Raw genomic sequence first — 19,483 nt, forward strand, 5'->3', positions numbered from 1 at the left:
TCGAGTCTACGATCACGGCGCCAGCAGAGTAGAGGCCGGAACCCTGTCCCCCATCCTTCAAAACCGGCAAGTTCTCAAACGTGTCCTTACCGTTCTCATTGGTCGTAACGGGCATACCTTGGATTTTTGGCGATATTGGACGCTGCTTTCACCCTGCGAATGAGGGCAAAGAAAAAGGACCCGTCCCCCGCCGCAATGGCGGGGAACAGGTCCCAATAGGGATGTGGAGATGGGGAGAATTGAACTCCCGTCCGATGTTGCTTTGTCAGGGCTTCTCCGGGTGCAGTTTGCAGCGGTTTTTCTCGGCCCCAGCTATCTCGCAAACAAGTAGCTGCCAGGCCCAGTTGTATAAGAGTCCCCTAAGTGCCTACAACAAGAACTTAGAGCAGTGGCCCTCTAGATGACGCCAGTATCCGGGACGAGAGCATTCCCGGGCTGACGGACTGTCTTACTGCTTAGGCAGCAAGAGCGAAGTCAGTGCGATTTGAGTCAGCACTTGTGTTTTACAGAGATCGTTTACGAGATAACCCTGTATCCTCGACCCGCTTCACCTGTCTCGACTAACACCGTCGAAACCGATCATCCCCTATTGTTTTTTCAACCCACATCCGGCCGAAACCGTACGTGGTCTATCTATGCTAGCGCATCTGGTACGTGAAATATTCCACGCAGGAGAACTACTTGACCAGTCCGCGGTCCACTTTCATCGTCAGAACCAACAACGCTGCGGCGTCGATCGTCTTCGCAAAGGCGGGATCGCTCTGGGCCGTTTCCAGCATCCCGGCATACATTTGGGGAAGCAGCTTTTGGTTCGTACACAAGGCCATGGTCCCACCAGCTTTGAGGAACAGGACCCCTCGCTGGGACACGGGCACGGACGACACCTGGACAGCGTCGCAAATATCGTCGCTGACGATGATCCCCTTGAATCCAAGATCGCCACGCACCATCTCGTTGACGATGACGGGAGAGAACGGTGCCAGCTCCTTGGCATCGATCTGGGGATAGGAGGCATTTGAAATCATCAACCATGGCACGCCAGCCTTCACAGCATCGCGAAACGGCGCAATATAGGCGTCATTGCGAACCGTGATGGCATCCACCACGCTGGCTTCGACATCCGTATTTTCCGTGACCCGACCCAGCCCGGGAAAATGCTTAACCGTTGCATCCACGCCGGCCGCCTGCATTCCCTTGGCAAAGGCAATACCGTGGCTGGAAACCGCAGCCGGTGTATATCCGAATTCCCGGCCAAACGCCCCAATGGGTGCGTTCTGCGGCGCAAAGGCGGCTCCCGGAACCGTATCAAGGACAGGCGCGAGGTTCACATTCACACCCACGTCAGCCAGTTGTTGGCCCCATTCGGTGGCCTTTCCCTGCAACGCCGACGCGGTTAGCTGACCTTGTTCAATGGCTTGGGGCATTTCGGCAAAGCCGGGTCCGCGCATGATTTGCACCATGCCGCCTTCCTGGTCAGTCGCCACGAAAGGCAAAATGCCGGCGGTCCGCGACCCGGAAATATGGCCCGCTACTGCCGAAACTTGAGCTGCAATCTCGGCCTGCCCTGCGGTGCTGCGTCCCTTCATGAACACATTTCCCACGTACAGGGTGTCGAGCGCATACAAGGAATTGGCGTCGGCACCAGTCACAGCTGAGGAAACCATGAGCACCTGACCGAGCTTCTGTTCAAGGGTCAGCTCGGCAAGTTTCGTCGCTGCCACTCCCCCACTTGCGGCGGCGGATGTTGCAGGAGCGGACGACGCCGGAACCGGGCTTGCACTGGAAGGCGATGGCGCCGTCGTACTTACAGTAGGAGACGGGGCGGGGCTGGACGTTGCCACGGGCGCAGGCGCCCTATTGCTGGTGAATACGATGGCAAGAATGGCTACCAACGCCGCAGCGACTAGCCCGGCCCCGATCATCCACCAGCGTTGAGCTGACAGCTGAGCCATGACTTACCTTCCTCGTTGGCAGCTACTCGCTGGTTCCGCGGTTCTTCGCCCGCATGTCACGCAATGCCTCACGGTTGTCCTGCTTCTCCCGCAAGGACTGCCGCTTGTCGTAATCCTTCTTGCCTCGGGCAATGGCGATCTCAACCTTGGCCTTGCTGTCCTTGAAATACAGCTGCAACGGCACGATGGTGAAGCCGGACTCGCGGGTCTTGCGATCGATCTTCTCGAGCTCTTCACGATGCAACAAAAGCTTGCGACGGCGGCGGGCCGTGTGATTGGTCCAGCTCCCGTTCAAGTACTCCGGAATGTAGACCGCTTCGAGCCACAACTCGTCATTGTAGAAGGTGGCAAAGCCGTCCACGAGGGATGCCCTGCCTTCACGGAGGGATTTCACCTCGGTGCCCATCAAGACCAACCCGGCCTCGAAGGTATCCATGATGTGATAATCATGCCGGGCCTTGCGATTGGTGGCCACTACCTTCAGGCCACTTTCCTTAGGCACAGCGGACTCCCTCATGTTTGGATTGGCCGCGGCAACGTTGGCGACCGCGGTTGTAGAACTGACTGTTGCAGAAATAACTGTTGCAGAAATGACTAGAGGCTTGCACCCCGGATGATCCGCGATGCAAGCCCCTAGTTTAGCAACTGATTAGAGCAGCAGCATCGGGTCAACGGGAGCGCCGTTGAGCCATGTCTCAAAGTGGGCGTGGCAACCGGTCGAGTTGCCGGTGCTACCCGAGTAAGCCACCAGTTGGCCGCGCTTGACGCTCTGGCCGGCACTGACCAGAACAGAGGAGTTGTGGTAAAAAACTGTCATGAGGGCATTGCCCTGAACCACTCCGTGGCTGATCCACAGCACATTGCCACCGCCCCAAACAACTGTAGTTTGACCGGCCAACTGCACAGTGCCATCGGCGGGTGCGTAGACCGGCGTCCCACAAGCGGCACCAAAGTCAATGCCGGTGTGGTCGTAGTAACCAGTGCCGTTGAAGTCGGCAGTTCCGGCAGGAACCGGTCGGTTGCGGACGAACGGGGATGTGATGGGAACACTGGCAGCGAAAGGATGCTGCAGGCCAAAAGCGGAGACATTGCCAGGTGCCGGTGGAACGTAAGGAGCAGGTACATAGGGGGCAGAGCCGCCACCATTGTTACTAGCCGCTGCGGCCGCCGCAGCGGCAGCGGCCTGTTCGCGGGCAACTCGCTCGGCTTCGGCCTTCGCGGCAGCGGCGGCCGCTTCGCGCTCTTTACGCTGAATCTCAGCAATCTGGGCATTAACGGATTGTTGTTGTACCTGAACCTGCTTCAGCTGCGCCTGAATACGCGGCTTCTCAGCTTCGAGCTTTGCGTTCAAGGCCGCAGAATCGGCAATCAGCTTATCGACAGTAGCTTTCTTCGCGGCGGCCTCATCGCGGGCCACCTGCTCAGCGGCCAAAGCAGCCTCGGCCTGTTGCTTCAAGTCCTTGATTTCCGCTTCAACCGCAACCAATCGGGCCTGGGCGTTTTCATTCGTGGCTTTTTGCGCCGTCAGCGCCTCAAGTGCGGCGGTCTGGCTGCGCAGTGCCTGCTCGGCAAGATCAATGGAGTTCGCCAGATCGCTCGTGGAACCAGCACCAAGAATCAGTGTGAGGTTTACAGGCAATCCACCAGCCTTGTACGACTGGGCGGCGATTTGGCCAATCATGGCCTTTGTTTCCGTGGCCTTTTCGGCATCGGCGGCGATCTGGGCGGTGATCTTATCTTTGCTTTGCTGCGCCAGATCGATCCGGGCAGCGAGTGAACTTACGACTCCTGTGGCAACGCTGACGCGATTTTGCGCATCAGTTAACGCTGCTTGGGCACCCGGGAGCTGTCCCTGGTACGTGACCAGATCAGCGGCCGACTGGGCGATTCCGGAGTCCACAAACTCAAGTGAGGTCTGTACATCTTGGGCTTGTTGCTGAAGGGCGGCAGCCTTGTCATTGAGATCATCGGCTTGCGCCGGAGGTACCAGCCCTAGCAATCCGAGGGCCAAAAGTGCGATCACGGCGCCGCTTGTGCGGCGGGCCACTGATCGCATGCCATTGCCAGCCACCTTCGGGACGACACGGGAATAGGGCAGACTACGCCCAAGTGGGGGTGACTTCACTGATCCAGTTCCCCCGCTTGATTTCGAATTCATGCCCAATAGCTCCTTCAAAATTGCCACCCAAAATTACTCTCAAAAACATTGGCAACACTGGTTACATGAGACCCTTGCGTAACAGCGCCAACCCTCATCTTACACTTTAAGGTTTTTCCGGAGCGATACGGCTGATGATACTCCTGCCAACACCACTCCAAGAAGGATCAATACCGGGTAGATCGTGAACGCGTCAGTGGTTGAAATAAACGGAGTTCCCGAATTAGCCTCCGCCAAGTATCCGCCCATGAAGAACTGCACAATAGACCACACTGCGGCCGAGGCCAGCAAAGCACCGATGGTTGCCGCAATGACGCCTTCCAACACGAATGGCAGCTGGATCACCGTCCTTGAAGCGCCCACAAGACGCATGATTTCAATCTCCCTGGTACGGGATTGCGCTGAGAGCCTGATGGTGGTGGCGATCAGCAATGCCGCACAGACCGTCATCAGTCCAGCAACGGCAATCGCAACGTAGGTAGCGATGTTCATCCACGAGAACAGTTTCTCGAGAACCTTGCGCTGGTCAACCACCGAGTCCACGCCGGGAGTTGCCGAGAACGTTTCGTTGATGATCTGGTATTTTTCCGGATCCGTCAGCTTGATGCGGAACGATGACGGCAGGTTGGTCGCCTCCACCGAATCGACCATGGGAGAGTTCGCGAACTGCTCCTGGAAGTGTCCCAGGGCATCGGCCTGAGATTCAAAGGTCCAATTTTCGATGTAAGGCTTGACGGCTGCCGATTCCAGCATGCCCTCAATGTCCTTCTTTTGGTCATCCGTAACCGGACCTGCAATGCAGTTGGTATTTGCTGGCACATCGTTGCACAGGTAAATGGTCACCTGCACTTTGTCGTACCAGAAGCCCTTGAGCTGGCCAATCTGCATTTGCAGCAGACCTGCCGTGCCGACAAATGTCAGTGACACAAAGGTCACCAGGATTACCGAAATGACCATCGTCAGGTTGCGGCGCAGGCCGCTGCCCAACTCGCTCATAATGAAAGCAAGTCTCACTTTTGGTCCTCATTCATGTTCTTCAAGCCGAAAGTCGTCTCCGTGCCGGGCTCCTCAGTGCCTGGCTGCAACCCTCGTCTGCGTTCAAGTCGTGGCGGCATGGCCTCGTCGGCTACGGCGTCACTTTCTGCCGCGACGCTGACTGCCCGTTGACGGCGCGTCTGGGGTTCGGCGTCGTCCTTCAGGGAAGGTTCGACGGCGGACGGCGCACCTGCCGCTGGCACGATCGGAATCGTGGACGTGTAGAGAGCCTTGGCTTCATCGCGAACAACCTTGCCGCCGCGGAGCTCAATGACTCGCTTTCGCATTGAGTTGACGATGTCGTCGTCGTGCGTGGCCATAACCACTGTGGTGCCGTTTTGGTTGATCTTGTCCAGAATTTGCATGATGCCGGCGCTGGTGGTGGGGTCCAGGTTTCCCGTGGGCTCATCGGCCAGAAGAATGCCGGGCTGGTTCACAATGGCGCGGGCAATGGCCACACGCTGCTGCTCACCGCCGGAAAGTTCGGTGGGCTTGCGATGTCCCTTGTCCTCAAGGCCCACAAGTTCCAGCACGCGCGGAACCTCGGCGCGAATGGCGGCACGGGACTTGCCCAGTACCTGCATGGCATAAGCGACGTTGGCGAAAACAGTCTTGGTTTGGATGAGGCGGAAGTCCTGGAAGACCACACCAATGCCGCGGCGGAACTTGGGCACACGCCAGCTGGGCACTGTCGCAACATTCTGCCCCGCGACATAGATCTGCCCGTGCGGAGTCCTGTGTTCACGCAACACGAGACGAAGCAGCGTGGACTTGCCAGACCCAGAGGAGCCCACCAGGAACACGAACTCGCCGCGCTGCACATCCAAGGAAACGTCATCGAGCGCAGGCTTGGACTTGCGGTCGTAAGCAATGCTCACATTTTCAAAACGAATCATGACTTTTTCATTGCCCGGCCAGCAAAATGAGCTGGCATGCTGGCGGCCGGGCAGAGGCTCGGGGGAAGAAACCGCCAGCATATTGACTATAGGCGCCGCGTCCGGTGATTGCTGGTTCCGCGGCGGTGTGTCGATGCTGGATGATTACTGTGAATCCGCACGATTGCTGGGTTTGTTGACCGTTGGCTAGGTATTGCCGAGTCGTTGACGAGTCGTTGTCTAGGCTTTCTCGGCGTTCCGGTTGTCGGCCCGCCAGCGAATTCCCGCGTCGATGAAGTCATCGATTTCGCCGTCTAGAACAGCGCCGGCGTTGCCGACTTCGTGTTCTGTGCGCAGATCCTTGACCATTTGGTACGGGTTCAACACGTAGGAACGCATCTGATCTCCCCAAGAAGCTTTGACGTCTCCGGCCATGGCCTTCTTTTGCGCGTTTTCCTCGGCCTGCTTCAGCAGCAGTAGGCGCGATTGCAGCACGCGCATGGCGGCAGCACGGTTTTGAATCTGCGACTTTTCATTCTGCATCGACACCACGGTGCCGGTGGGAAGGTGGGTCAGGCGCACGGCGGAGTCCGTGGTGTTCACGGATTGACCACCCGGGCCGGAAGAACGGAAGACATCCACTCGGATATCGTTGTCTGGGATCTCGATACTGTCGGTTGATTCGATCAGCGGGATGACCTCGACAGCGGCAAAGGAGGTCTGGCGGCGGCCCTGGTTGTCGAAGGGGCTGATGCGGACTAGGCGATGCGTGCCGGCTTCAACGCTGAGCGTGCCGAATGCGTAAGGGACCTTCACTTCGAAGGTCGCGGACTTCAGCCCGGCCTCTTCCGCGTACGAGGTATCCAACACCGAGGTCGGGTAGCCGTGGCGTTCGGCCCAACGCAGGTACATGCGCAGCAGCATCTGGGCGAAGTCCGCAGCATCCACGCCACCGGCGCCCGAGCGGATGGTGATAACAGCTTCACGATCATCGTATTCACCGGCCAGCAGCGTCACGATTTCGAGGTCCTGCAAAGATTTCTGCAACGCCGAAAGGTCCTTGGCAGCCTCGGCGAGAGAGTCGGCGTCGCCCTCTTCTTGCGCCAGCTCGACCAGAACTTCCAGATCGTCAATCCGTGCTTCCAGCGTGCGTAGCTTCTCCAGCTTTGACTGTGCATGGCTGAGCTTGGACGTAACCTTCTGCGCGGCAGCTGGGTCATCCCACAGATTGGGCGAACCTGCCTGATCCGACAAATCCTCGATGCTCTCGATGAGTTTTTCCACCTCGGAGACTTGCTCGATCGAGATGTAGGTTGCGCGTAGTGCCCGGATTTCTGCGGGAAAGTCAGTCTCTGCCATGATATTCAAGCCTACGGCATGCGCGAGGGCCATGCAGGCAGTCCACCGAAGCTACTTCACAGAAGCAGGTTGGCCCGAGCCGTGCTGGCTACGGTGATGTTGATGCCTTCCGGAACAAGAAAGTTGATGAACAGCGGATGCACGACGGCGGATAAGCTGACCCGCGCTGTGTGCCCGTCACTGGCGCCGGTCCCGGAATCAATGGCTATGCCGCCCAACCCTACGGGTGTTTCCGTACCGTTCAAGTAAGTCTGCGTGGCGGCCAAGACGCCTTGAGTAGTGAGCAAGGTTCCTGGATCGCTACTGGCGCTGCCACCGCTGAGTTCAAAGGTATCGGCGGCTGCGAGCGCCGCGCTGTCTGCCATGGAGAGTAGTTTCTTGTGGCCAAGGTAAATACTTCCTGCTGCGGCGACGACGGTGACTAAAAGGAGGACTATAAGGACGTAGCCGATCAACAACACCATCACGTGCCCGTGTTCTTGGGAGCTACTCCCCGTGGTGGCGTCTCGATCCGATGGGCCGCGGTGCGGCTGTCTATTCCAGCTCATTTGAATCGGCCCACCTTTTGGGTGGAGGTTGAATCCACCGTGGCTGCCGTGGCGTTGACCCCTGGCACTGCGCCCACCACGGGTAGTTCAACACGCAATTCTACGTAGGCGCGGACCGTACTTCCGGCCGTGAAGCATCCGCCGTCGCAGCTGATGGTCAGTTGGGCATTGTCCGGATCAAAACCCATGTCTTCCATGGCCATGTGGACCGCTTGCTCGGCAGCTTGTTGTGCTTGGGGAAGATCACTGTGCAGGACAAACACTTTGGCGGCTTGGTCCGATGCTCCCACTACTGCGTATGCGCCGCCTTGCACCTGGCCCACGGTAAGGATCAAGTACACGACAGGCACCATGAGCAGAACGGCGAGGAAAATGAATTCCACTACCGCGCTGCCTTCCTGCGTGTGCCTGCCCGCGGCTTGCTCCGGCTCGACTTTTGGATGCTCCCGCCCCGTTTCAGTCCTTTCACCTTGTAATGACGGCATGACCTGTCATCTCCAAGGTGCGCGGCGGTCCGAACAGCCCCAACACCGGCAACGGTGCCGTGATGGAAACGCTCAGTACATTCAAGCCATCTCGGGACTCCACGCTGACTGAAACTTCCTGGATGTAATTTGATCCCAAGGCATTGCCCACCAGCATCGTGGCGCGTTCCCTGGCATCGGCGGCCGTCCGGTCCCCCAGCGCTCCGTACCTGGCTGCTGATGAAGCAGCGTCCGCCACAGTGTTTCGCACATGCAAGGCCAGTGCCAATTGAATCAGCGCGATGAAGATGAGCGTGACAAGTGCACCGACCAGAACAAAATCAACCACGGCCGATCCAGCCTCCCTCAGCTTCCTGGGTCCAGAGGTGCGCGAGCTGCCAGCTACGGTTGAACTTGGTCCATGGCTTGATTGAAGAGCTTTTCCAGTGCTGGCCCTGCTATGGCTAGCAAGCCAGCGACCAAGACCGCGCTCATAAGCGTGATGAGAACCCATCCTGGAACGTCGCCGCGGGAGTTTTCTGTGGCGGGGAAAAGCGTTGGAAACCGTCGGGCCATACGGCTTCTGACACGGCCCAGCCACTGTTTGGCACTGATCACCAGTGCCACTGCCCATCCCAATAATTTGTCCACGATATGCATCGGACATTACCTCCTTGTGGTGTTGCGTGAATTTGCCTGTTGATCTAGGTTTCATGTTCTCGGCAGTGTCCATCTAAAAGCCCATTTGCAACATGGCCAAGCCTGGAAAAACCGCGAAGACAACTGTCAGTGGAAGTACGCCGAAGATTAGGGGAATCATCATGGTGATTTCTTTCCGCCCCGCGGATTCCATAAGTTCGCGTTTGGCTACGTCGCGCACGTCCTGAGCCTGTGCCCTGAGCACCTCGGCCAGCGGCGTTCCTCGATTGACGGCGACACTGATGCCGTCAACAAAACGGGACAATGCGGCAACGTTGACCCTGGCTGAGAACTGATTCAAGGCTTCCACCAAGGGCATGCCGGTCCTTGTCTGGGCTAGAACTTTGCCGAACTCTGCCGAAAGCACGCCATTGGAAGACCGTGCCACGCGGTCTAGTGCGCTGGCGGCACTCTCCCCCGCACCCACGGCCAAGGCCATCAGTTCGGCAAGAGCAGGGAACTCGGCAAGCATCTGAGCCTGCCGCTTCTTAATTCGCGCACCGAGCAGATAGTCGTAAAGGAGGTAGCAAAACACCATGGGGCCCAGCGTAAGAGCCACCGCGCCCATGATGTTGATGTTGCCGCGCCACAACAACATGAGTGAGAACAAGGCACCTGCCATGAGCCCGGCGCCTGCACACAGCAGCTGAACCGCCCGGAACTCCAGAGCCGATCCGTTTCTCCCAGCTTGTTCCAGCCGGGCACTGAGGCCATGGACGCTGACATTGAAGCGCCCCAACCGGTGAACGGCGTCAGAAAGGACCAGCCGAAAGATTTTCTCCAAGGGGCCAAAGAGTGTGCTGGAATCATCGACGTCCAACAACTTGGATCTGCTGGCCACGGAGCGCAATTGAGGTTCAACTCGCTGAGAAAAACTGGTCTTACGCATGGCGGGGATCCTGACAAACGTCAACCATAGACCCGAACCCATGAGGAGTCCCAGTCCGAGGACCACCGCCGCATGGGTGTTCATTGCAGCACCCGCTGTTCTTCAGGTAGGGCACCGATGCGCAGCATCACCCGATAGCACACTATGGATACCAGAAGACCGCCACCCAGCACGGCCCACCCTGCGGGAGAGTTGTAAGCTCCAATAGCTTCTGGCCTGGTAGCCATGAGCATCAGCACTATCCACGGCGCAGCTACCGCCAGCCTGGCGGCGCTGACCGTCCACGATTGCCTGGCCTCCAACTCGCTTCGCGTGCGGGCATGGTCACGCAGGAACTCCGAAAGCGTGCCGAGCAGCCTGCCGAGATCGGAGCCACCCACATCACGGGTAAGGCGCAACGCTTCAATGATTCGATCGGCCACCGGATCGGCAAGGGCGCCTTTCAGCTTTTGTAGAGCTCCTTCAAAGTGGCCCGACGCCCTGTAGTCCGCCCCGAAGGCTTGAAACTCTTCCCGTAGCTGCATGGGGCCTTTGGTTCCCAACTGGGCCAAGGCTTCGGGGAGGGACAAACCGGCCCGAATGGCCGAGCGTAAGTGGTCCACAACGTCAGGCCAGATTTCGCGCATGGCAGCGGACCGGCGTCGGGCTCTCATATTGAGCAGCGCGATGGGAAGGTATCCGCTAAATAGTCCGAAGCAGACTGCTATGGCAGGGGCGCCGGTAATGACCAGCACCACCAGCGCCATGAGCATGGCCAGACCTGTAGAGCTGAGCATGAGGGAAGTGGGCGTGACTTGGGGGACGCCGGCTCGCTGCAGGAGTCGCTCCAGTCGACTGCCTCGCCCGATGCGCGGCTGGCTCACGGGCGTGCTCCAGCAGGCGTTCCAGATCAGGAACAAGCCCATCCCGGCAAGGAGGCCCACGACGGCCGACATCAGGGCTCTCCCATGAGTGCCGCGATGTTGTACCCTGCTGCCGTAAATTTTTCTGGCGCCGGCATGGCTGTTTCTGAGGCTGTGAGCCTCCCATTGACAGTGCTGAAAATGAGCCCAGATTCGATAATGCCGTTTTCGACACGGCGCCCCAGGGCGAGGATTTCTCCCACGCTGCGCCGGCCATTTGGCGCCCGGACGCAGTGCACCACAAGGTCGATGCAGGCAGCGACCGTGGGGACCACGAAGGCTGCTGTGATGTTTTCGCCGGCGAGCAGTGGGAGCGTGCAGATCTTGACGACGGCATCGTGGGCCGAGTTAGCGTGCACGCTCGCCATGCCGGGAAGCCCACTATTTAGTGCAATTAGCATGTCAAGGCTTTCAGCCTCACGGACTTCACCGACGATCAATCTGTCCGGCCGCATGCGGAGCGCTTCCTTGACGAGGCGTCTTAGCGGAATCTCGCCCATGCCTTCAAGATTGGGCTGGCGGCATTGCAGGCCGACCACGTCTCTCAGTGGCAGTTTCAGTTCGAAGATTTCCTCCACCGTCACCACGCGTTCTCGCGAGCCAACCCCTGCGGCCAAGCAGTTAAGCATGGTGGTCTTGCCAGCCTGCGTCGCGCCAGAAACTAGAATGTTCAGTCCGCTACTGACGGCCGCTCCGAGGAATCTGGCTGCCTGCGGGGTGAGAGAGCCAAGTTCCACGAGGTGGTCAAGGCGGCTTGCGCGGGCAGTGAACTTTCGGATGTTGACAGCCCAGTGCGCCTTGGTAATGTCCGGAATGACCACGTGAAGACGGCTCCCGTCGGGAAGCGCCGCGTCCACGAAGGGGCTGCTCAAATCGAGGCGGCGACCTGAGCTCTTCAGCATTCTTTCAACCAGGTCACGCACCTGTTGAGGAGTGAAGGTAACCCCGGTCAGTTCTGACTCGCCATGCCGGGCAATAAATACTTGATCCGGCGCATTCATCCAGATCTCTTCAATGTCAGGATCGTCAAGGAAGGGCTGCAAGGCCCCGAAACCAGCGACGGCGTTATATACCGCACGTTTGACATCGTCCCCATGGAGGAAGGCCGGGACCGCGCCAAGTAGGGACCGCTCACCGTAGTCATTGACGGCCGCATCAATCAAGGCACGGACGTCCTGACCCTGCCGGAGCGGATCAAGTCCCTTCCGGCGGATGAGTTCCCTAACTTCATCCTCAACTAATGCGAGCGCATCCAATCAGACCACTCCCGCCCCTCGCGGTGTCCTGAACTCTGTGTTCAGGAGCCTAGCCCTCGTTATATGAGGAGCGCCATAGGGAAAGTCGATATGTGGATAACTTTGGGCCGAACGGCCTACTTCACTTTCCAGCCGGTTGCAGCAGCAATTCGTTCGCCGAGAGCAGGCGCCATAGTCTTGGCAAAATCCCATGTGAGGTGATTTTGGTCCAGGTAGACCAGTACATTTCCCACTACCGGATTGCAGGTTCCGTCCTTGCAGAGTTGGTCCGTAAGGTCGATTATGTGGGTACCGTCGATCTGGTTCAATGATTCAGCGGGGTTGCTTGCCGCCAAGTGGGTCGCCTCTTGGAACGCACATGACTCGGAGCCCGATTTTGCCACGCACGATGCCATGTTGCCCACGAATCGTGGGTTGTCGCGAACGCCTATGACGTCAATTCCTTCGCTGGCAATGGACCGGACGGCAGTTTCATAACCGGCCGGCACATGTTCGTCGGGAGAGTCCGCGACCGACTTCGTTGCCACTGTGAAGACAGCATCCGGTTTTAGCTTGAGCACATAATCCAGCGCAGATTTATTGAACTCGACACATTTTTCGCTACGGCCTGATGAGACGTTCTCGGCCCCAAAGTCACAGCCCCCGAGCAGCAGTGCTACCACTTGCCAGTTGTTCTTCCGGGCCACTTCATTCAGTGCTCCGGAAAATTGCTGCGCGTGAGAATCCCCCACCACCACTATTGTCTTTTTCGGCTTCTGGGTCAGCTCAGTTTGCGCACAATTGTCTGTCAGCGTTCCGTCTGCTGGAGCCAGCGATCCTTCACACGCCTTGCCATAAGTCACCCATTGCTTATCCAGGGCGGTAAGTGCGGGCCTCAACGGCAGATCAGGGTCGGCTGCATCCACAAAGCCCGGTTGCAGGGCCAAGGCACCCGGATAGTTCCTGAAGACTTCGGATTGCGCAGCCTCATCTTGAGCTTGAAGGGCCATTTCCTCCGCGTGTATCTTCAATTGCCACGCACTCAGCGGTGCGGCAACTAACGCAATGCAGACAGCAATCGTCAGTAATGCCCTGCGCCGCTTCTGCTCAATCCACTTGTTTCGGCGGAGTGGGGTGTCAATGAACTTCGTTGCCAGAAGCGCCGCCACCAATGAGACCGCGATAATGATTGTGCCGGCCCTCGGCCCGGCATGGTCACGCCCGGTAACCACCAGAAAGAGCACCAACAGCGGCCAGTGGAACAGGTAAAGGGCATATGAGCTGTCGCCAAGCTTTACCAAAGGCTTCCAGCTGAGGAACCTGTCGGCTCCGAATTTGCTGCCCGTGAATCCGGCAATAATGACGAATGCTGCGGCCAATGTTGGCCACAACGCCATATAGCCGGGGAATTGCTGCCCCACCTGCAAGATCAGGCCGCACGAAAGCATGGCGACAATGCCCAGCCATCCCAATACGATCCGAGTAGACCGTTTGAAATCCAGATACGGCAGGATCAAAGCAAGCATTGACCCCAAGGCAAACTCCCACAATCGGGTGCGGGTATCGAAATACGCAAACGCCTGATTGGTGTGGGTCGTGATGATCGAGAAAACGAGCGAAACGGAAAACACAGCCCCGAAGAGGTACAGGAGCACAGCCCGAATCCTGAGCTTTCCTGCGCGCGCGATGGCCGCACCCATGGCAAAAATCAAGGGCCACAGAATAAAAATCTGTCCTTGAATGGAGAGGGACCAAAAGTGTTGCAGAGGGCTTGCGGCGCTATGGTCTGTTGCGTAATAGTCCACCGACTCGGCCGCCAGAAACCAGTTTTGGTAGTAAAACAGGGAGGCCCATGTTTGCCCGAACGTGGCGGTCCAACGCGTCTCCGGCAGAAACAAATATGTGCCAAGGAGTGTCAAGAGCAGGGTGACTACAATCAACGGCAGCAGCCGCTTAAACAGGTGCGCCCAGTACTTGAAAAGTTCCAAGGCCCGGCCACTTTCCAGCTTGCGGGTGAACTGCCCCGTCAACAGGAAAGCTGAAATCAGCAAGAAGATGTCCACACCGCCGGATATGCGCCCGAACCATACGTGGTAGGCCACCACCATCAGAACGGCAACGGCTCGCAAGCCCTGCACTTCGGGCAAGAATTTGCGTTGATCATTCCGCTGCGGACGATTCGACAGGGCAGTTGCGCGCCGATGGTTTCGGTTCCTGGATCGTTCCCCAGTGACAAGCGACATTCTAGATAGCACCTCAAGATAGGTGACGCTCAAATACGAACGCCATTTGAATCCCCCAGAAGAGTTTACCCGGATGACGCCGTGGTCCGGTACTTCAGCCCCCGGCGCTAGGTACGACCGCCCCAATCTTCTTGCCTGCCCGTTCCCTGCGTTCCGGCGACAATTTGTGGTCTGGAAGCTTGACCGGCTCGGCCACTGCATGTCCCACCAAGGCGCCACGGCGGGTCTTTTCGGGACCTGCTCTTACGTGTTCCGACAGCCCGTTAGTGAAAAATGACGCATGATTGACTGCAACCCATGTTCCCCAATGAAAGTTCACCGATGCACAAGACCATTTCGTTGCTATCTGCAGCAATATTAGCGGCCACCCTACTGATCGTAGGGAGTTCTTCATCGACTGCAGCCACCCCGAAAGACCCGTTCGTCGCCAAAGTGATGGAAATAACCAATGCATACAGGGCCGAAAACGGTGCACCACCCGTGGTCTTCAACGAGGCAATCTCTCTAGGATCTCAAGCGTGGGCAAAGGAGATCAACAACCGCATTAATGCTGGCACACTCAACATGACAACGATCCATCGCTCCGACTCCGGTCTGTCCATTCTCCCCAAGGGGCCGGACATGTACTCCGAAATTATTGGGATCAACAATAATGCACAGCAGATTGTTGACTGGTGGATGGCCTCGCCGGCACACCGGGCAGCTCTTCTAAATCCACGGGCCACCGACATGGGCGTGGGACAGGTAAAAACGACCAAGTACGAATACGGATCGATGACTGTGGTCGTTGCCAATATCGCCGGCTATGCAACCAGTAGGCTCCTCCAACCGACCGTACCGGAATGGCCAAAGCCTCCCGTTGATTATGCCTACGCAGGCCACGTCCAAAACGAGGGCTGGCAATCCATGGTGGCCAATGGCCTTGTAGCTGGCACGGTGGGCCGAAGCATGCGCCTGGAGGCTCTCAACCTTTCTGGATCAGGACAGCTCGCACGCGCTCACGTCCAAGACGAGGGGTGGATGCCATGGCAGAATACCGAGTCACCCACTATTGGCACCGTTGGTAAAAGCAAGAGGATGGAAGCCATCCAATTAAAGTCGACCATGCCCAACATTAAATTCAGATACCGCGTCCATGTTCAAAATATTGGGTGGATGCCCTGGGTCAACGACGGTGAGGTTGCAGGCACCGTTGGTCAGAGCCTGCGTATCGAGGCCGTGGAAATCCGTGTTGTGAACACTTACTAGCTCACAACGGCAAACCGCAGCCCGTATTCGTCGTTCAACGACCGCGCTCTAGTCTGCGTTGTTTCTGCAATAGGTCACTAGTCGGCCGACAAAAAGGCCGCCCCTCACCGTCGCAGGTGAGGGGCGGCCCTGATTTAGACTTATTGGCTGTAGCCCTGGGGGTTATTAAACTGCCACCGCCAGTGATCCTCACACATCTGCATCAAGTTCCGGTGTGCAGACCACCCAAGGTCCGCTAATGCCGCCGAGGGGTCAGCGTAGCTAACGGCAGTATCCCCCGGACGCCGCGGCGCAAATTCAAACGGGACAGGTTTTCCTGCTGCATCACCAAACGCCTGAATGACATCCAGCACGGAGGACCCGTTGCCTGATCCCAAATTCCAGCGGAATACGCCTTGATGAGTCGGAAGATAATCCAAGGCGGCCAGATGTCCGGCCGCGAGATCCATGACGTGGATGTAATCTCGCACGCCTGTACCATCCGGCGTTGGGTAGTCATTGCCGAACACCATGACCTTTTCACGACGTCCCACCGCAACCTGGGCCACAAATGGCAGCAAGTTGTTGGGAATACCCGTGGGGTCTTCGCCAATACGGCCTGACTCATGTGCACCGACAGGGTTGAAGTAACGCAGCAGCGCCACACGCCACGTGGGGTCGGCTGCCCCAAGATCGGAGAGTATGTCTTCGATCTGCTCCTTGGTACGCCCGTAGGGATTTGTGGCGTCCAACGGCATCTTCTCAACCAGCGGCACTTCTTCGCTGGCACCGTATACGGTCGCTGAAGAACTGAATACCAAGGTCCGGACGCCATGTTTGTCCATGGAGGCGAGCAAATTCAGGGTTCCCACAATATTGTTTTGGTAGTACCGTAGCGGCTCTGCAACCGACTCCCCTACCGCCTTGAGCCCAGCAAAATGAATCACCGCGTCAAAGCCAGATGTGGCGAACAGCGAGTCAACTCCCTGCGCATCAAGCAAGTCCAGTTCAATGAACTCCGGATGTTTTCCAGCGAGCTCCTCCACCCTGCGTAAAGATTCAACGGAGGAATTTGCCAGATTGTCCAGCACAACAACACTGTGTCCAGCTTCAAGTAAGCAAAGGACCGTGTGTGACCCGATATAGCCGGCTCCGCCGGTTACCAAAACTTTCATATTATGCGTTTGCACCTTCATCTAAATATTCTGCCAACCGTTGCTTCACCGTTGCCGGTTCGAACCCTGCGGCCTTGATTTTACTCAGGTCCATGGTGCTTTGAAGCGGACGGGGCGCGGCGCTTTTGCCCTTGAAGTAGTCCTCGGTGCTAACCCCGGTGACCTGGTCGCGGCTGTGGCCGGTGAGTTCGTACACGTCCGAGGCGATGTCCGCCCAGGATTGGGGTTCACCGTCGTTGCTGAGGTTGTACACACCATGGTCAGTGTCTGTTTCCAGCAGGTGTTTGATGCCGGCGGCGATGTCTTCGGTGAAACTCAACCGGCCGATCTGGTCATTGACTACACCGGGAGCGATCCCGCGGGCCGCAAGTGAGGCCATGGTGCGCACGAAGTTGTTGCCTTCCCCGATGACCCAGCTGGTACGCACGATGTAGTGGCGGGGCACTGTTGACACAATGGCGTCTCCGGCGGCCTTGGACTGACCGTAAACACCCAAGGGTGTCAGGGCTTCGTGTTCGTCATGGTTGTCGGCGGTCCCGTCAAAGACGTAGTCACTGGAAACGTGCACGAGGGTGATCCCATGCTCCGTGGCGACCTTGGCCAGGTTCGCGACGGCGGTGACGTTGATAGCCCACGACGCGGCGCGCCCCTCGGGTGTCTCGGCGGTGTCGACGGCGGTGTACGCGGCGGCGTTGATGATCGTGGAGTAGTTCTTCCAATTCCGGTCGGCATAAGAGGCCTCCGCGGTCAGGTCAAAGTCCGCTCTTGCCGCGAATTCCACGCTTGTGTCGCCAGCGTAGGTGGCACGTAGTGCTTTGCCGAGTTGACCGTCAGCACCCAGAATCAGGGTCTTCTTCGGGGGCATCGGGATGACCTCGGTCAAACGCGGGTGGGCTTTGTCCTTATCGGAGAGCTCTGCCTGAGCCAGCGGGATGGGCCAGGCAATAGCCGCGGTCTCGTCGGCGAGGTTCAAGAACGTGTACTGGCCTTGGGCGTCAGCTGACCAGTGGTCATTGACGAGGTACGTGTACGCCGTGTCGTCTTCAAGGGTCTGGAAGGCGTTGCCTACCCCGCGGGGGATGAAGATCGCTTGCGAGGGGTCCAGCTCTGCGGTAAACACGGCACCGAAGGACTCGCCCTCACGCAGGTCAACCCAGGCGCCGAAGATCTTGCCCGTGGCGACAGAGATGAATTTATCCCATGGCTCGGCATGGATCCCGCGGGTGGTGCCAGCTTTTTCATTGAAGGAGATGTTGTTCTGCACCGGGGAGAAATCGGGCAAGCCTAGGGCCAGCATCTTCTCGCGTTGCCAGTTTTCCTTGAACCATCCCCGGTTGTCCCCGTGCACGGGAAGGTCATAGAGCACAACACCGGGAATGGGGGTCGTGGTGGCTTTGAGTTGTTTGGAGAACTCAATCGTCATGATCTACTGGCCCTGTTCCTTGTACTTAGCTTCGGTCTGAGCCTTCTGCGGGCGCCACCACGCCTCATTGTCCTGGTACCACTTGATGGTGTCTTTGATGCCTGCATCAAAGTTAGCGAATGACGGGGTCCAGCCCAGTTCGGTGCGGAGCTTTTCCGATTCAATGGCGTAGCGCAGGTCATGACCTGGGCGGTCGATGACGTGATCATACGCATCGGCGGGCAAACCCATGTGGGTGAGGATCTGTTCAACGACGTCCTTGTTGTTCTTTTCCCCGTCAGCACCGATCAGGTAGGTTTCACCGATCCGGCCCTTTTCCAGGATCGCCAACACTGCCGAGGAGTGGTCATCGGCATGGATCCAGTCACGCACGTTCTCGCCCTTGCCGTATAGCTTGGGACGGATACCGTCGATGACGTTAGTGATCTGGCGGGGAATGAACTTTTCCACGTGCTGGAACGGGCCATAGTTATTGGAGCAATTGCTGATGGTGGCCTGCAGGCCAAAGGAACGCACCCAAGCACGTACCAACAGATCCGAGCCGGCCTTCGTGGAGGAATACGGGCTCGAGGGAGCGTACGGGGTTTCTTCCGTGAACCGCTGCGGATCATCGAGTTCCAGGTCTCCATAGACCTCATCGGTGGAGATGTGGTGGAAACGCTTGTTATGTTTCCGGGCCGCTTCGATCAACGTGTACGTACCGATGATGTTCGTATCAAGGAAGGGGCGGGGATCATGCAGCGAGTTGTCATTGTGGGACTCGGCCGCGTAATGCACCACAGCATCCGCATTGGCCACCAGGCCATCGACAAGTTCAGCATCACAAATATCGCCCTGAACAAAAGCAAAGCGATCAGAGGGCAAACCCTCCAAAGACGCCATATTTCCGGCATAAGTGAGCTTGTCCAACACCGTCACATGCAGGTCAGTGTGGTCAAGAACGTAATGGACAAAGTTGGAACCAATGAACCCGGCACCACCGGTTACAAGAAGATTTCGCATAGTTCCAGCATACGGGAATACACCACTTCCTCTGGGAAACACGGGGACTGGAGCGCCTTCAAACGGGAATTCTCACCAGTCGCTGCATTATGGTAAGTACCATTGACACCATTGGTGAGCGACGCAATGTTAGGCAACTGTCATGACGTCCAACGCTCCCGTTCCAACTTTGCCGTTTTGAACTGCTCCCCGAAAGTTGGACTGAATAATTCAGTTCCTTACTTTCGGGGAGTTTTTTATGCGTAAAAGTAGTTCATTGACCATCGAGCAGCGGCTAGCCGCCGTCGATCTGTTTGA

The 19,483-nt window shown here is 57.7% G+C and carries 17 protein-coding genes and 1 other RNA gene; 1 reads left to right on the top strand and 17 read right to left on the bottom strand.

Going from position 1 to position 19,483, the window contains the following annotated elements; genetic code table 11:
* Positions 1 to 221: 221 nt before the first annotated feature.
* The 14 genes from ssrA to ACP7B9_RS08750 all read right to left on the bottom strand — a co-directional run bounded on the left by ssrA (position 222) and on the right by ACP7B9_RS08750 (position 14,392).
* Positions 222 to 587: a transfer-messenger RNA gene (gene ssrA, locus ACP7B9_RS08685) on the bottom strand.
* Positions 588 to 677: 90 nt separating this feature from the next.
* Positions 678 to 1,952: a glycoside hydrolase family 3 N-terminal domain-containing protein gene (locus tag ACP7B9_RS08690; RefSeq protein ID WP_425862536.1), complete on the bottom strand. Its 1,275-nt coding sequence runs from the start codon at positions 1,950 to 1,952 to the stop codon at positions 678 to 680.
* A 22-nt stretch (positions 1,953 to 1,974) separates the two neighbouring features.
* Complete coding sequence (gene smpB / locus ACP7B9_RS08695; RefSeq protein ID WP_425862537.1) at positions 1,975 to 2,454, bottom strand: SsrA-binding protein SmpB; 480 nt, start codon at positions 2,452 to 2,454, stop codon at positions 1,975 to 1,977.
* Between the two features lie 147 nt (positions 2,455 to 2,601).
* A complete protein-coding gene (locus tag ACP7B9_RS08700; protein WP_425862539.1) occupies positions 2,602 to 4,008 on the bottom strand; it encodes a peptidoglycan DD-metalloendopeptidase family protein in 1,407 nt (468 codons plus the stop codon).
* 201 nt (positions 4,009 to 4,209) lie between these two features.
* Entirely contained in the window at positions 4,210 to 5,124 is a 915-nt protein-coding gene (gene ftsX, locus ACP7B9_RS08705; RefSeq protein ID WP_425862541.1) for a permease-like cell division protein FtsX, read from the bottom strand.
* Positions 5,121 to 6,041: a cell division ATP-binding protein FtsE gene (gene ftsE / locus ACP7B9_RS08710; RefSeq protein WP_425862542.1), complete on the bottom strand. Its 921-nt coding sequence runs from the start codon at positions 6,039 to 6,041 to the stop codon at positions 5,121 to 5,123. Before ftsE ends, ftsX begins: the two co-directional genes overlap by 4 nt.
* A 219-nt stretch (positions 6,042 to 6,260) precedes the next feature.
* Positions 6,261 to 7,379 (bottom strand): peptide chain release factor 2, encoded by a 1,119-nt coding sequence (prfB, locus tag ACP7B9_RS08715; RefSeq protein WP_425862544.1) that lies wholly within the window; start codon positions 7,377 to 7,379, stop codon positions 6,261 to 6,263.
* A gap of 56 nt (positions 7,380 to 7,435) precedes the next feature.
* A complete protein-coding gene (locus ACP7B9_RS08720; RefSeq protein ID WP_425862545.1) occupies positions 7,436 to 7,927 on the bottom strand; it encodes a pilus assembly protein TadG-related protein in 492 nt (163 codons plus the stop codon).
* The gene (locus ACP7B9_RS08725) at positions 7,924 to 8,310 is read right to left on the bottom strand and encodes a hypothetical protein (RefSeq protein ID WP_425862549.1); all 387 of its coding nucleotides are present in this window, start codon (positions 8,308 to 8,310) and stop codon (positions 7,924 to 7,926) included. Before ACP7B9_RS08725 ends, ACP7B9_RS08720 begins: the two co-directional genes overlap by 4 nt.
* 82 nt (positions 8,311 to 8,392) lie before the next feature.
* A complete protein-coding gene (locus tag ACP7B9_RS08730; RefSeq protein WP_425862550.1) occupies positions 8,393 to 8,740 on the bottom strand; it encodes a TadE/TadG family type IV pilus assembly protein in 348 nt (115 codons plus the stop codon).
* Between the two features lie 384 nt (positions 8,741 to 9,124).
* On the bottom strand, positions 9,125 to 10,063 hold the full coding sequence (locus tag ACP7B9_RS08735) for a type II secretion system F family protein (protein ID WP_425862551.1): 939 nt from the start codon (positions 10,061 to 10,063) through the stop codon (positions 9,125 to 9,127).
* Positions 10,060 to 10,914, bottom strand: a complete 855-nt coding sequence (locus tag ACP7B9_RS08740) for a type II secretion system F family protein (RefSeq protein ID WP_425862553.1) — start codon at positions 10,912 to 10,914, stop codon at positions 10,060 to 10,062. Before ACP7B9_RS08740 ends, ACP7B9_RS08735 begins: the two co-directional genes overlap by 4 nt.
* On the bottom strand, positions 10,914 to 12,137 hold the full coding sequence (locus tag ACP7B9_RS08745; protein ID WP_425862555.1) for a CpaF family protein: 1,224 nt from the start codon (positions 12,135 to 12,137) through the stop codon (positions 10,914 to 10,916). Before ACP7B9_RS08745 ends, ACP7B9_RS08740 begins: the two co-directional genes overlap by 1 nt.
* Positions 12,138 to 12,253: 116 nt before the next feature.
* Entirely contained in the window at positions 12,254 to 14,392 is a 2,139-nt protein-coding gene (locus tag ACP7B9_RS08750) for an acyltransferase family protein (RefSeq protein WP_425862557.1), read from the bottom strand.
* Positions 14,393 to 14,680: 288 nt separating this feature from the next.
* Here ACP7B9_RS08750 and ACP7B9_RS08755 point away from each other — a divergent pair, with 288 nt between their 5' ends.
* Positions 14,681 to 15,607 (top strand): CAP domain-containing protein, encoded by a 927-nt coding sequence (locus tag ACP7B9_RS08755; RefSeq protein WP_425862558.1) that lies wholly within the window; start codon positions 14,681 to 14,683, stop codon positions 15,605 to 15,607.
* Between the two features lie 140 nt (positions 15,608 to 15,747).
* On the opposite strand, the gene galE is transcribed toward ACP7B9_RS08755, so the two are convergent.
* The 3 genes from galE to rfbB are packed head-to-tail and all read right to left on the bottom strand — an operon-like array spanning position 15,748 to position 19,186.
* Positions 15,748 to 16,761: a UDP-glucose 4-epimerase GalE gene (gene galE / locus ACP7B9_RS08760; protein ID WP_425862559.1), complete on the bottom strand. Its 1,014-nt coding sequence runs from the start codon at positions 16,759 to 16,761 to the stop codon at positions 15,748 to 15,750.
* Between the two features lies 1 nt (position 16,762).
* Positions 16,763 to 18,184: a sugar nucleotide-binding protein gene (locus tag ACP7B9_RS08765; RefSeq protein ID WP_425862560.1), complete on the bottom strand. Its 1,422-nt coding sequence runs from the start codon at positions 18,182 to 18,184 to the stop codon at positions 16,763 to 16,765.
* A gap of 3 nt (positions 18,185 to 18,187) precedes the next feature.
* A complete protein-coding gene (gene rfbB, locus ACP7B9_RS08770) occupies positions 18,188 to 19,186 on the bottom strand; it encodes a dTDP-glucose 4,6-dehydratase (RefSeq protein ID WP_425862561.1) in 999 nt (332 codons plus the stop codon).
* Positions 19,187 to 19,483: the final 297 nt, after the last annotated feature.

This window comes from Arthrobacter sp. TWP1-1 (genome assembly GCF_049897845.1).
Classification (GTDB): Bacteria; Actinomycetota; Actinomycetes; order Actinomycetales; family Micrococcaceae; genus Specibacter.